This window comes from Paenibacillus sp. TSA_86.1, from assembly GCF_052691815.1.
This window is the reverse complement of the sequence record NZ_JBQZGE010000016.1, coordinates 118,532-131,695: the sequence shown is the minus strand read 5'-3', so window position 1 is coordinate 131,695 and position 13,164 is coordinate 118,532. Positions and strand designations below refer to the sequence as shown.

The 13,164-nt window shown below is 38.3% G+C and carries 11 protein-coding genes and 1 pseudogene; 4 read left to right on the top strand and 8 right to left on the bottom strand.

Annotated features, from left to right (window positions below):
• Positions 1 to 149: 149 nt before the first annotated feature.
• Positions 150 to 746 (bottom strand): biliverdin-producing heme oxygenase, encoded by a 597-nt coding sequence (locus tag ACUTVW_RS23215; RefSeq protein ID WP_445647933.1) that lies wholly within the window; start codon positions 744 to 746, stop codon positions 150 to 152.
• Positions 747 to 1,028: 282 nt separating this feature from the next.
• On the opposite strand from ACUTVW_RS23215, the gene ACUTVW_RS23210 reads away from it, so the two are divergent.
• The 4 genes from ACUTVW_RS23210 (at position 1,029) to ACUTVW_RS23195 (ending at position 4,163) form a co-directional block, all read left to right on the top strand.
• Positions 1,029 to 1,853 (top strand): Nif3-like dinuclear metal center hexameric protein, encoded by an 825-nt coding sequence (locus ACUTVW_RS23210; protein WP_445647932.1) that lies wholly within the window; start codon positions 1,029 to 1,031, stop codon positions 1,851 to 1,853.
• Positions 1,854 to 2,423: 570 nt separating this feature from the next.
• On the top strand, positions 2,424 to 2,849 hold the full coding sequence (locus ACUTVW_RS23205; RefSeq protein WP_445647931.1) for a DMT family transporter: 426 nt from the start codon (positions 2,424 to 2,426) through the stop codon (positions 2,847 to 2,849).
• 102 nt (positions 2,850 to 2,951) lie between these two features.
• Entirely contained in the window at positions 2,952 to 3,650 is a 699-nt protein-coding gene (locus ACUTVW_RS23200; RefSeq protein WP_445647930.1) for a Crp/Fnr family transcriptional regulator, read from the top strand.
• Positions 3,651 to 3,668: 18 nt separating this feature from the next.
• A complete protein-coding gene (locus ACUTVW_RS23195) occupies positions 3,669 to 4,163 on the top strand; it encodes a DMT family transporter (RefSeq protein ID WP_445647939.1) in 495 nt (164 codons plus the stop codon).
• A 162-nt stretch (positions 4,164 to 4,325) separates the two neighbouring features.
• Here ACUTVW_RS23195 and ACUTVW_RS23190 read toward each other — a convergent pair.
• The 7 genes and pseudogenes from ACUTVW_RS23190 to cysI form a co-directional block, all read right to left on the bottom strand.
• Positions 4,326 to 4,553 (bottom strand): annotated as a pseudogene (locus ACUTVW_RS23190) (YebC/PmpR family DNA-binding transcriptional regulator); the annotation flags it as partial.
• 616 nt (positions 4,554 to 5,169) lie between these two features.
• Positions 5,170 to 5,892 carry an HNH endonuclease gene (locus ACUTVW_RS23185; RefSeq protein WP_445647929.1) on the bottom strand — a complete coding sequence of 241 codons (723 nt, stop codon included), beginning with the start codon at positions 5,890 to 5,892 and terminating at the stop codon, positions 5,170 to 5,172.
• A gap of 115 nt (positions 5,893 to 6,007) precedes the next feature.
• Positions 6,008 to 6,946, bottom strand: a complete 939-nt coding sequence (locus tag ACUTVW_RS23180; RefSeq protein WP_445647928.1) for a hypothetical protein — start codon at positions 6,944 to 6,946, stop codon at positions 6,008 to 6,010.
• 640 nt (positions 6,947 to 7,586) lie between these two features.
• Positions 7,587 to 9,647, bottom strand: a complete 2,061-nt coding sequence (locus ACUTVW_RS23175) for a caspase family protein (protein WP_445647927.1) — start codon at positions 9,645 to 9,647, stop codon at positions 7,587 to 7,589.
• A gap of 433 nt (positions 9,648 to 10,080) precedes the next feature.
• A complete protein-coding gene (locus ACUTVW_RS23170) occupies positions 10,081 to 10,383 on the bottom strand; it encodes a site-specific integrase (RefSeq protein ID WP_445647926.1) in 303 nt (100 codons plus the stop codon).
• A gap of 170 nt (positions 10,384 to 10,553) precedes the next feature.
• Positions 10,554 to 11,270, bottom strand: coding sequence for a YebC/PmpR family DNA-binding transcriptional regulator (locus tag ACUTVW_RS23165; RefSeq protein ID WP_434753002.1), 717 nt, complete (start codon positions 11,268 to 11,270; stop codon positions 10,554 to 10,556).
• 153 nt (positions 11,271 to 11,423) lie between these two features.
• Entirely contained in the window at positions 11,424 to 13,145 is a 1,722-nt protein-coding gene (gene cysI, locus ACUTVW_RS23160; protein ID WP_445647925.1) for an assimilatory sulfite reductase (NADPH) hemoprotein subunit, read from the bottom strand.
• Positions 13,146 to 13,164: the final 19 nt, after the last annotated feature.

Genomic DNA, 13,164 nt, shown 5'->3' with positions numbered 1-13,164 from the left:
GAAATTTACGGACAAATCCGTCGCGTAAGTGTCTACTTTCTTGACATAGGTCCATTGTTTCTTCAAAAAAGAACTTTACGTCGGGTAGCTAATCAGGTGTTGTGCGTCAACTATCTTAGTTGATCGGCATTGCTTATTCGCTAATCGTTTTACGTATTAATCCACTGATCCAGCAATCGGAACGTCTCCGAAGCCGTGAACACGGTAATGTCTTGATCTTCAGGTGTATGAATGGATTGTTGTAATAATTGCATAAACTCGCTCCATCTGGTGCGTGTCTCCGTGCCGTATGCGTTGAAATATTGCAGTCCGTGATCCGCTTCTATAGGTAAAAATTGCGACAAACGTTTGGTCATAATCTGACCGCCATTGGTCGAACCTTCGATAACGTACGTATATCCAAAAAGACCTGCAGGTGTGGAGATATCCGGTAACTCCTTGTTATTGCACCGTGGAATTTGCCTGATTTGCTCCTCACTTGCGCCAAGAGTCATTAAATCCTGTTCTAATAAACCAGCCTTGCCTCTTACACCGATATCCAATCCTGTTTCTGCCCAAAAAGGCAGCGTTACCGCTTGATCCTCCAGCGGCTTCAGGAAACCGTAGAATTTCTCCAAATACGCTCTATATTGTTCAATCGTTATGGTCGAATCCATAATCGCTTTCGCATAGGGGTTCTGCTCTACTTGTCTATGATAATGTGCTGTCTCCGTCTTCAAACGTTCCATAATATTTAAGGCAGTCATGTAGTTGTCCCCTTTCGTATAGTGACATAATCCCGTATCAGAGTAGTGTCCAAATCTATATTAATTATATAAAATTTTTAATTGATTCAAAAAATACTCTATGTAAGTATACTTTTTCTCGTACTAGAAAACTACATGAATTCAATGGGCTTATCAGGTTGTGTACACCTTCGTTGTTAGGGTAACTTAGGGGTATGTAAGGAAGTATCGTGTGTATAGCTGGTTTTTAGTATTAAAGATGATACACTAACACTATATCCTTATTTTGGGGGAATGAACCTGATGGAAATGAAAGATATGACAGAACCAAAGGAACTTACTGTACAAGAGATCATGCTTCACCTCACAAAGGAAATCACTTTGCCGGACAATACTGTGGATCAACTGATCACGGGTTCACCGGATCAAGTTGTATCCGGAATTGTCGTTGCTTTTATGCCCACACAACATGTCATTGAACAAGCTATTCAGCTAGGAGCCAATCTGATTATCGCCCATGAATCCCCGTTTTATAATCATCACAGTGCTACCGATTGGCTGGAGAACGACTCCGTTTATACGTATAAAAGAAACTTGATTGATCAAGCAGGCATTGCTATCTTTCGCTGTCATGATATTATTCACCGTTTCGAGCCGGACGGCATTACCGATGGGCTCATCCAGGAACTCGGGTGGACCACTTACCTGAGCCAGCGTACAACTGAATCGGATCTCGTAACATTTACAGAAGGAATCACAGTGCTTGCAATTGCTCAGCAATTGAAGAGTTGTCTAGGGATCGACTATGTTCGCATTGCGGGTAATCCTGAAATCGTCTGCAGACGCGCTGCGGTTCTGGTCGGCTTTCGCGGAAACGGACACGTCACAATCCCCCTGCTTCAGAACGAACAAGTCGATATAATTATCGCAGGCGAAGGGTTTGAATGGGAAACGCCAGAGTATATTCGTGATGCTGTGCAGCAAGGTAGATCCAAGGCACTCATTATGGTTGGACATGCCGAAAGTGAGGCACCCGGAATGAGAATTTTAGCAGAAAACCTGGACAAGTCTATCCCAGGGGTCAAAGTTACTTTTGTGAAGGAAGAGCCTGTGTTTAAGGTGTTATAGGTGTTCACCGCTAACGATCATCAGAGAACGTTTTTCTTCGATTTTGCCGCAAAACCAGCGTTTTGAACCTGTTTCCGGTGGAATATCCTCCCTGGTGATCGTTAAAAAATTCAGGAGACGATAATGCCTTAAATAAGGCTTCTCGTGATCGTTACCATTTCAGTCCATGTGTCCAAGCTACTCCATCTTGTCCACCATATATATGAATTGCTATGCCTTCTACCTATATTTCCCCATTTGAATGTCTGCCTTCCTGCTCTCTAACACCTCTTCCGCGTATCATTCTACCGATCTCATTTGCACATCTTTCTTCCCTTGCTTGCTTCAATCTCCCCTATTCGCATCTTTCATCTATCGACACCTGTGTGACAACACCGTTTCAACTAACCAATTTTTTTATTTCAGCTGTTGTATCCTCATACTTCTCACCCTTTCCTGGATTTTACCGGGGCTTTAGTGTACGCTAAATGCTGTAAATTTCAGACTCAGGACATTTGTCCTTGGCGAGTGTAACTCATTTATCATTTAATAGAAGTCAAAGACATGTATTGAAGGAGCGTACGAAGAAAGATGAGAGGAATTATTTTTGCCCTGTTGGGCGGAGCCTGCATTACGCTGCAAGGGGTTGCTAACACCCGAATTAGTACAGATATGGGCACGTGGCAAGCCGCCACGATTACCCAATTGACGGGATTTATACTCGCGGCGATCATTCTGCTGTTTACGCGTGACGCCAATCTTCAGGGAATGAAACAAGTCAAACCGATGTATCTTGCCGGAGGCGCATTTGGTGCCGTTATTATTTTCAGCGAAGTCTCCGCGATTCAGCAGATTGGCGTGACCTTTACGATCTCGGCTCTGCTGATTGCACAACTGTTTCTGACCTTTTTAATCGACAGTAACGGTTGGTTTGGCGTGATCAAACAAAAAATGAAACTGCCACAATTTTTGGGCATTGCTCTGATGATCGCCGGTGTCATCATTATGAAGCTGTAGTTTTCATTGTAGCTACATACCGCATGTAAACTGTGTCAGACACACAAACTTTTAGTTTTTCCAAACCAAAAACAACAGAATTAACGCAGAGGTGAGAACCGCATGGAAGAGATTCATCATCCGCAGCAAATCATGGACTATTTGAAACAGTATCAATTGGAGGCGGTTTTTCACGAGCACCTGCGTCCACATATGACTATATGTCAATTCGAAAAATGTGAGCTGATCTGCCGAGAAGGCGAGGCTTCCGAATACTTATATGTCCTGGTAGAGGGCAAAATTAAAATTTTCACCACTTCCCCACAAGACAAAACTCTCGTGCTCTGTTTCAAAACACCGCTTGAAGTGGTGGGAGACATCGAGTATGTGCGTGAAAGTAACATCGTGAACACTGTTCAGGCGGTGTCTCCTGTTGTGATGCTACGCATTCATTATCGGTGGCTCACGGAGCTTGCCAGTGATTACGCACCTTTACTGCAATTTTTGCTAAAAATTATCTCACACAAGTTTTACATCGATTCAAACTTTTCTAATTTTAATCTGATGTATCCGGTGGAGATTCGTTTAGCCAGTTATTTGCTTTCCATCTCAACGGATGAAGGCAACACTGTATTGCACGAGGAACTTGACGCCTTCAACCTGACGGATATCGCCAATCTGATCGGCACCAGTTATCGCCATTTGAATCGGGTCATCCAGAAGTTATGTGCGGACGGTTATATTGAACGGCATCAGGGATTAATCCGGATTAAAAATCGGGCAGGCCTGCGGAACATCGCCGGGCACAACATTTATGAATAAGGAGTTAGGATACGCATGATCATCACAGGTATTTTGCTTGCTCTCCTGGCCGGTTCACTGGTCAGTCTGCAAACGATATTTAATAGTAAAGTCAATGAACGCACCGGTTCATGGTCTACGACAACACTGGTGCTGTTTACCGGATTTATCGCTTCTTTTCTGATTTCTATACTGGTTGAAGGTAAAAATACATTTAGCTTGGAGCACATGCAATCCTGGTACTGGCTGAGCGGTGCGATTGGCGTGGGTGTAGTCTTCTGTCTCGTTCAAGGCATGAAGTTGCTCGGTCCAACCTATGCGATTTCCATCGTGTTAACCTCTCAGTTAAGCTTCGCTTTACTTTTTGATGCTATGGGCTGGCTCGGCCTGGAGAAAATTCCGTTCTCATGGAATCAACTCATTGGTGTACTTGTTATTGTAGGTGGCATTATACTATTCAAGTTTGGCGGACTGCAGAAAGAAACATCCGATTCATCGGATAAGTCAGCTCACACTGTAGCAAGCAAGTCTTAAATATAGCAAAAAAGAGTGTCTCCCAATCGGACTGGATTGGATAGACACTCTTTTTCAATTCATACATTGTAGAGCATAAGTAAATAAGTTAAGTATATTGCTCGAAAAGATGGGTAACCCAATCAAAATATCAAAAGGAGTTAGTCGCAGTCATTAGCTCGCTTACACAAACTCCACGTTGTGATACACTTGCTGCACATCTTTCAGGTCTTCGAGCGCGTCAATCAGCTTCTCGAACTGAACTTGCGCATCCGCAGGCAGTTCAATATGGTTTTGCGCCAGCATCGTCAGCTCGGCTACCGTGAACTCGGTAACACCCGCAGCTTTGAATGCTTCTTGTACGACGTGGAATTGATCCGGTTCTGCGTATACGATAACCGCTTCATCTTCACTTTTTGTATGGAACTTTGTACGTTTATCATATCAAATTAGGAGTGGTTTACTATAGCAAATTACATGTTTATCCTTTATGGATGCACCGCGGTAACCATTGTCAGAATAAACTTGCTGTGCATTTTGAAAATTGTATCTAGCGGTACTATTTTACTTAGAAGGAGTACCTATCAGATATCAACCTAGCCTTTGCATTCATGTGGACATAATCCAATCATATTTACTCATAATACATAAAATTTTACTCTTTCAGCTCGGATGAGTTACTAACACATCACAATTCATTGCTATCTGATGTATAAATAAAAGGCAGAACGGTAGGTCGATGACTCATGAAGGATAAAAAGGATACAATATAAAGAAAAGTTTAATTGATGTTGTTGGGATATTAGATCCTGTAGCTGATGATAAAACTCTTGATCAGCTTAGAGAAGCATCTATAATTTCTTTTAAGAAAATTATTAAAAAATTAAATAATCATGAGGGCTAGATAATTATAAAAAGAAACATACCCAAATTTCTTTTTACTCTTGATTATGATTTTTTCAGAGCAAAATCTATCAATAAATCTATGAATTTAATTTATAAGGATTAGCCTACCTTTTGACAACCTTCAACGTCTTAACTTCTTGTTGATTTCGATCAGTTCAATTAACTGGTTTATCGTAAGCGGTTCACTCACATGTCGGTGCACCATTTTATGACAATTAGAACACAATACTGCTATATCCTCTTTCGGATCAACATAGTGCTCCACTCCATGACTTGAAAGCGAATTGAGATGATGAATCTCAATAAATCCTTTTCCATGACTACCGTAATGTTCTTCGAAATTAAACCCGCACCCCATACAAGTCGTTCCGTGATATAGAATTGCAGCTTTTCTAACCTTGTCATTCCTCTCATACTTATTAACAACTGAGTGCTTCTTACCGCCTTCTTCATAAAGAATAATTTCATCTTCTATAATAGAATAAGCTGTATCAGCTTTAATAAACTGTTCTAGAACGGTTTCTTTGGGCTCATATATCCACCCGGAACCTTGCAATGTCTTTTCTGATACTTTATATCCATACGAATCTGCTAACACAATCAACTTTTCTAGGTAATTCTCATAATTTTCAAGCGGCACAGGGTCAAAGTAAGTTCTTAAAATTTGTTGAGTCTGACCTCCATAGCCACTCCCACTATAATTCTCATGAGTGGTATTATAGTATCCAATGAATTTACTTGGTGCAAAAATATCAAGTCTTGGATGGTAGTACCAATGACTATATTTTGCGAATCGTTTGCTTGCTTCGCTTTTTAGATTTAGACCTCTATTAAATTCAACCATGTTGCACTCAATATACTCCCATTTCCACTGTTCAATAGGCAAGAGCTCTCATACCTTTCCAAATTGTTTGCGAATTGTTTAAGTAAAGTGGCATTCGTATCATTCCTTAGAACTATTACTCAAAAACCTTCCAATTAGGAAGTGCATAGAATTTTTCAAATTTACTGATTGTAACATTGCTTATTGAGGCATGTAACTCAGTATTAAATTTATACATAGTTATATTGGACTCATACCTCTTAATTATATCAACAACCTCATTATTTTTTATTGATGATGATTCACTTAAAACGAAAGGTAGAACAAATGGCACTAATCCCCTATTTATATATTCGATTGCAATTTCTACAAGATTACTTGTAAGTAGAATTATATTATTAAACATTATTCTCCACTTAGTATAAATTGTTTGATTAACAAACAACCCCTGAACACTGGATATGCTCTTAGAATTATAAACAGCAGGAATAAACAATGTTTGTTCACCCATTATATTCTGAAAATCATATCCATAAACTACTGTGTTACCATGTTTAATCTTTGTATACGTGACCCAATGTAAATCTAAGAATTTTTGAAGAAGCTCCACGAATTCCATACTTGACTGAACATTTTTTATTCTCATACATTTTATAATATCTTTTTCTTTTCCAGACATATTAATCTCTTCTAAATTTCTATGACGGAAAAGTAATTCCCATTTTTCTTGATTTAGACTCTTTAAGGTGTTCTGAGGATTCTTTTGTGATATCCATAGCTTCTGAAAATCTACTAAGTCACCACCAAGAGCTGTACACAAAGTTGTGAAATCCTCTATTGATTGACATATTCTTTCGAATAACTCAATATAAATTCTTGATATTACAACATTTTTTTGTTTTTGTGTATATTTGGAATATGGTTCTTCAACTCCTTTTATTATTTTTTCTAGCATCAAACTATGTTCCTGTAGCATGAAAGTACGTGCATTAATATTAAATGCTTTGTAGCTTTCTAACATGGTGAGAGCACCTTTTAGGTCTTCGTTCATAAATTCGGGTATTTGTTCATTCATACTATGTACCATCCATTTCTTTGAAGTATTCAAGCATACTTATCTTTTGATTTTGTGATCTTTACAATTAGTAAATAACAAAGTTTAAATTTCCACTCGAAATTAACACTGAATATTTCCTAATACATAATTTTTTTCACTTTACACGTCAGCATTATGAATCTATTAAAACATCCTCTCTGAACCTAACACTCTTTAACATTAAGTATTTTGACGCTGATTATTATCTCAGATATTCCCTTTCGTAAATATGAATTATGATAAAAAAAGTATATGAATCTTAATAAAATCAAATTGAGGGGTGCAACGTGACTGACAAAAGACCTAATCAAGGCTGAAAAACATAAGTAAGTCTTTTTAACTTTTGCAGATGGAACAAACTGCATAGGTGAAATTACGCTTACCAATGATAGAAGCCGTTTGAAAATTAAGAATCTTCAGGAAACTTTATGGATTTCTTTAAATCGAATAATTCATTACTCTCTTACTAGTTCTGCTACATTTAACCATTAGAATAGTGTGAATTAATTAAGTATCTTTACTTCTCATCAAATCAAATTACATATAAAGAAACTCAATAAAACAAAGCTATCTATAACTTAAAATGTTACGGATAGCTTTGTTTTAGATTTTTTATATGTCACTCCCATACACGGATTTTTCCATCTTTAGTGAGAACAGCAATAAAAGATTTATCTTTATTTACTACCACTGTTTTCAACTCCCCCTCAATTGAAAACAAGTCATTATTAAATATATTTAACGTTAGGTCGATAATTTCAAATTCCTTTACTTTAGAATAAAAGTCCGCTTTTTTATATCCTATATAATAATAATTACTAACAATATTATGTTTACTATACATTTGATTTTCGTTTAATTTTAGTTGAGGATACTTTTTACTTTTATCGTTTACATCAAAAATTTGTACATATTCTCCCTTAATTGTTAGAAGCAAATCAGAATTAAGTATAAAACAAATATTTTTATCTTGGATAGAAACTTCTTTCAGATACTCAAAGCTTCTATTGAATACTAAAAAGCGATTATAGTTAAAAACGAAAATTTCTTCAGCGCTTTCACAAAAGAACGGGTATTGCCCTCGTTCAAAAAAACCTTTTTTGAACTTAAACATTTTCTCTGTATTTTCATTCTCTGATAATGCTACAAACATCAATTCAACTTTATGATAAAAAATTATATAGTCACCAGAATCAGGGAAATAAGCCAATACGCCCTCATCAAGTTTTTGTGTATATATTATCTCTCCTAAGAAATTAAATAGATAGTAAACGTACTGTTCTTTTACTATTTCAACAGCAAGTACAGTTTCTTTTATACTACTATACCCTACAATTAGAAGCTCATCACTTTCACTTTTTAAATTAATAGTCTGCAACTTCTCTCTATCTTCTATACGCCACTTACTTAAATTATTATTATTATCAAATAATATCAAATGCCTTTCATCTTTCGTCAAAAAAATCCAAGAATAATTTTCTTCCATGCTATGTTCAAACTTATTTGTATGATTTGTGGTATAATTTCGAGGGAAGGCTATCTCCTTTTTTTCTATTTTCAAACTCAGTTTTTCAACATTTAAATTCTCATTAATTATAGAAAACCTAATATTCACAAAACATTTTTTATCATTAACTAATTTAAAAATAACTTCTGCTTCACTTCTGTCTAGCTTCAATACATAAGATTCTCTCAGTAAACCAATTTTAGAAAATAGAACCCAATTAAACCATTCAATCTTTAAATGAAAGAAGTTCTCCATTAACATATGTGGTACAACTTCAACTACTTTAGCAGCTAATAAATCTAAACCAACATACTTGACTACACTTCCCATAAAGTGTCTATGATCTAAATATGTCCCCCTGAAGGCCTCTTCCAATGATTCAATTTGTTGAATTCCCCCTCTAGTTAAATTAGCTTGTGGTACATTTTTTAGTGAAATATTAGTGTTATTAAATGATGCACTTTTCAATTTTAGCAAAAAACGCCCCTCTATTGAAGATTTCATACAAGGTACTTGTTTGTAATAACCCTCTTCCATATCTTTCACAATCATTGAATACAGTTGTGTAATATCTACGTTATCATTCTGCTCATTTAACTCCTTTATGTACGAGTCTAGGTTCATTAAAAAAGCATGCGTAAAAAATCCATTACTGTTATCTTCAAGGCTATATGCATTCTCATCATTTGCTGCTGTGATTATTATTCTTCCTTTACCTCTAATGACCAGTTCCTTACTAATAACATTATCTATTGAATTGTTGCTACCACTTCTTGTTAAGTAACCACTTTTACAACAATCAACTAACACTAGTATTGCTTTTGCTGGAGATTCTTCAATCCATTCTGTTAACGTGCTCATAGAAATCTTATTAAATTCAGAATCGTCATTTGTTGAATCCAATGCTAAGAGGTAACCCTTTTGATTATAAACTTCCCCATGACCAGCCCAATAAAGTATAAGGGTATCCTGTGAACTACAATTCTTCAAAAAATATTCTAATTCCAATTTCAAGAAATTAGATTTCGCTTCTTCTCCAGTAACCTCTTTTATATTCATGTCTTCAAAGTGCTTATTTAAAGTTTCACTCATACATTTAACATCATATTCTACACTCATTAAATCTTTAAAATGATCATAATTATTTACACCAATTATTAGAGCCTTAATCATTTAAAATTTATCCCCCTAAGATAAAAACTAATTAAAGTAGCCCCATTATATCATCGATTCTGTAAATGAATGAAGTATTTATTAATCTATCTTATTTTGATCATAAGAAATTAATTTATTTCATTTAACAATTGTGAAAAATTGTAATTCTCAGCATTTTGACTTATAATATTAAGATTAATCAGTAACAATGAGATGATCCAAATCAGCGATTTTATATAATTTTAATCTTAACAACTCAAATGCAATAACTTTTATTTTCGACATAAGTTCATTTTCTCAAAAGACTCGTGAACAACTCAGATTCAAAAATTATTTTGTATCTTCTGCTGTCAAAGAGGAAAAATTACACCTTAAGCTTGACCCTAATAACATATAAAAAAGAAGAGTTAAGGAAAAAAATAAATTTTATAGAAAAAGAGATTTTAATAAATCAGAAAGTTTTTATAAGAACTTTAGGTTCTTTCATCCATTTCAAACCTAATACTGGATTTCGTTTTTCAGCAACATACCCTTCCTCCACAATGAAGTTAAAGAATGAACGAATATTTTTTTGTATTCCATTAATATATGATTCTGATAATCCTTTCATTTTTAAGTTCATAAGGTATGCTTTGATGTGAGAGGTGTTAATTTCTTCTACTTCAGTAACTGAAAATTCATTACATAAGTAATTTAGAAACCCCCGATTGTTGTTTCTATACCCTTTTATAGTATGGAAACTCTTTGTAGACATCTTCAAACAACATAAAAAACTCACTCCTCATATGGATAATTCCCATACAAAAAGTGAGTTAAATACAATACAGAATAGGAAAACGTACATCATCACAAAAATCACTTGGAGATAGCATATATACCCTAGCTAAGTGACAAAATTGATGATTGCTTCAGTCGCTTGACCACCTACACAAACTCCACGTTATGATACACTTGCTGCACATCTTCCAAGTCTTCAAGCGCGTCGATCAGCTTCTCGAATTGAACTTGGGCATCCGCAGGCAGTTCAATGTGGTTTTGCGCCAGCATCGTCAGCTCGGCTACCGTGAACTCGGTAACACCCGCAGCTTTGAATGCTTCTTGTACAGCGTGGAATTGATCTGGTTCTGCGTATACGATAACCGCTTCATCTTCATCCACGATATCGCGCACGTCTACATCCGCTTCCAGCATAATCTCCAGCACTTCATCCGCATTTTTTCCTTCAACGCCAATCACTGCTGTAGGATCAAACATGTAAGCAACGGAACCACTCACACCCATGTTGCCTCCGTTTTTGTTAAACGCAGAACGCACTTCGGGCGCTGTCCGGTTTACATTATTCGTGAGCGCATCCACGATAACCATCGCTCCGTTTGGTCCGAAACCTTCGTAACGCAGTTCTTCATAGTTCTCATCGCCGCTGCCCTTTGCTTTTTCCATCGCACGGTCAATGATCGCTTTAGGTACATTATACGTTTTGGCACGTTCCAAAACGACCTTGAGGGCACGGTTCGCTTCCGGATCTGGTTCGCCCTTCTTCGCTGCTACATAGATCTCAACGCCGAATTTGGCGTAGACCCGACTTGTGTTTGCGTCTTTTGAAGCTTTCTTTTCCTTAATATTATTCCACTTACGACCCATATCGTTTCCGCTCACTTTCAACATGTAATCTGCTTTCTACTTTGTCATTATATCTTGTTGTGTCTAGTTCAACAAGTTCATCGCCTCAAACGGATCTGCACCCAAGAAACAAAAAGCACTCCCTCAAGGAATGCTTCTCGGTTAAGAGGCAAGTTAAGCGTGGAACTGTCTTCCGTCCAACACTTCAGGTACATAACCCGCACGGATCACGAAATCTCCGAAATGTTCGCCCTCATTGCGCTCTTTGGCATATTGATTAATCATCGGTGTCAGTGTGTCGAGAATCTCGTTTTCTCCGATATTTTCGCGGTACAGTTTGTTCAGACGATGGCCTGTAAAGCTGCCGCCAAGATAGAAATTATATTTGCCTGGTGCTTTCCCGATAAAAGCAATCTCTGCCAGCATCGGTCTCGCGCACCCATTCGGGCAACCTGTCATGCGAATGACAATCTCTTCATCTCTCAGACCTGCTTCATCCAGCACAGGCTCGAGTTTATCGATTAAGGATGGCAGATATCGCTCGGATTCAGCCATAGCAAGACCACAGGTCGGGAGTGCAACACAAGCCATGGAACTCCTGCGAAGTGCTGAATAGTGAGCACCATCTGTCAGATTGTATTGCTGCATCAACGCTTCGATCTTTTTCTTTTTCTGACTGCTGATGTTACCGATAATCAGATTTTGGTTTGCCGTCAGACGGAAATCTCCAGTGTGTATTTTGGCAATTTCACGTAACCCCGTCATGAGCGGATAACCATCTACATCTTTTACACGTCCATTCTGAATAAACAGCGTGTAGTGCCATTTGCCATTACTGCCCTTCACCCAGCCATAACGATCTCCGTTATGGTCAAAATGATATGGCCGCGCTGCTTCCAGACTCCATCCAAGACGGCTCGTTAACTCATCAACAAACCATTCCAACCCGCGATCATCAATTGTATATTTGAAACGTGCATGTTTACGAACCGCACGATCTCCGTAGTCACGCTGAATCATAACTGTCTTCTCTGCAACATCAATCATCTGCTCCGGCGTGCAGAAGCCAATAACCTTGGACACCTGAGGGTACGTCTTCGAATCCCCGTGAGACATCCCCATACCTCCGCCAACGGACACGTTGAAACCTTGCAATTTACCGTTCTCTACAATCGCGATTAAACCGAGATCCTGTGAAAATACATCTACATCGTTGGATGGAGGTACCGCGATACCAATTTTGAACTTACGCGGCAAGTACACCTTGCCATAGATCGGTTCTACTTCTTCATCCGAATCCTGGGAGTCAATCACTTTCTCCCCATCGAGCCACAGCTCATGGTAAGCACGCGTGCGCGGGTCCAGATGATTACTCACCTGACATGCCCACTCATACACTTCAGCATGAACATCAGACTGATTCGGATTAGGGTTGCACATCACGTTACGGTTAACGTCTCCACATGCGGCCAGGGTACTGAGCAAAGAGTCGTTGACCTCACGAATCGTATTTTTAAGATCCCATTTCAGTACCCCGTGCAGTTGAAACGATTGGCGAGTCGTCAGACGGATCGTCTGATTCGCATATTTATGAGCAACACGATCCATCATGAGCCACTGCTCCGGCGTTACGATACCACCGGAAGCACGCACGCGCAGCATGAACTGGTATGCAGGCTCCAGCTTGGATTTGTTGCGCTCGTTGCGCAGGTCCCGGTCATCCTGCATGTAGCTGCCATGATGTTTCATCAGACGGTTGTCGTCTTCAGGAATCGCACCGGTAATCCGATCAGCCAGTGTCTCCGTGAGACTTCCGCGCAAATAATTGCTCTTGATCTTTATATCTTCCACATCGCTGTTGGTACGCTGCGGATTCAGTAAGTTATTATAAGCCATGCCGCTTTCTCCTCTCGTC

What these genes read in the sequence shown, in the direction of transcription:
- ACUTVW_RS23215 (WP_445647933.1), bottom strand. Translation starts at nt 746, where the DNA reads ATGACTGCCTTAAATATTATGGAACGTTTGAAGACGGAGACAGCACAT.
- ACUTVW_RS23210 (WP_445647932.1), top strand. Translation starts at nt 1,029, where the DNA reads ATGGAAATGAAAGATATGACAGAACCAAAGGAACTTACTGTACAAGAG.
- ACUTVW_RS23165 (WP_434753002.1), bottom strand. Translation starts at nt 11,270, where the DNA reads ATGGGTCGTAAGTGGAATAATATTAAGGAAAAGAAAGCTTCAAAAGAC.
- ACUTVW_RS23200 (WP_445647930.1), top strand. Translation starts at nt 2,952, where the DNA reads ATGGAAGAGATTCATCATCCGCAGCAAATCATGGACTATTTGAAACAG.
- ACUTVW_RS23180 (WP_445647928.1), bottom strand. Translation starts at nt 6,946, where the DNA reads ATGAATGAACAAATACCCGAATTTATGAACGAAGACCTAAAAGGTGCT.
- cysI (WP_445647925.1), bottom strand. Translation starts at nt 13,145, where the DNA reads ATGGCTTATAATAACTTACTGAATCCGCAGCGTACCAACAGCGATGTG.
- ACUTVW_RS23170 (WP_445647926.1), bottom strand. Translation starts at nt 10,383, where the DNA reads ATGTCTACAAAGAGTTTCCATACTATAAAAGGGTATAGAAACAACAAT.
- ACUTVW_RS23205 (WP_445647931.1), top strand. Translation starts at nt 2,424, where the DNA reads ATGAGAGGAATTATTTTTGCCCTGTTGGGCGGAGCCTGCATTACGCTG.
- ACUTVW_RS23175 (WP_445647927.1), bottom strand. Translation starts at nt 9,647, where the DNA reads ATGATTAAGGCTCTAATAATTGGTGTAAATAATTATGATCATTTTAAA.
- ACUTVW_RS23185 (WP_445647929.1), bottom strand. Translation starts at nt 5,892, where the DNA reads ATGGTTGAATTTAATAGAGGTCTAAATCTAAAAAGCGAAGCAAGCAAA.